The organism is Tamlana crocina, assembly GCF_012037625.1.
Genome location: NZ_JAAVJS010000772.1, coordinates 1 through 298 on the forward strand (window position 1 = coordinate 1; position 298 = coordinate 298).

The 298-nt window shown below is 32.2% G+C and carries 1 protein-coding gene; it reads right to left on the reverse strand.

Translation table 11 applies throughout. From position 1 onward, the window contains the following. On the reverse strand, window positions 1-298 hold a 298-nt coding region (locus HC176_RS18945; protein WP_209309838.1), incomplete at both ends, for a phage integrase SAM-like domain-containing protein.

Consider the following 298-nt stretch of genomic DNA (forward strand, 5'->3'; position numbering starts at 1 on the left):
TATGACCTCATTTCTGGTTAGACCTATTTTTTCGGTTTCTGGGAATTTAATTCGTATTTTATCAGAACCGAAGGGATAGAGTTTTCTATCTACTATATCCAATTTAATAGCTCTATTATAGATAGTCCTAATCACTATAAGATTATTTACTATTGACCTTTCTGATAGGCTGTGTTTTTTACGTAAGTAGATTTTAAATTTCCTTAAAAATTGTTCATCTATTTCCTGAAAGGTAAGCTGCTTTGATTTGGAAAAGTTCAATACGTGGTTAACGCGAGCCTTATCGGTAGAGAGTCTT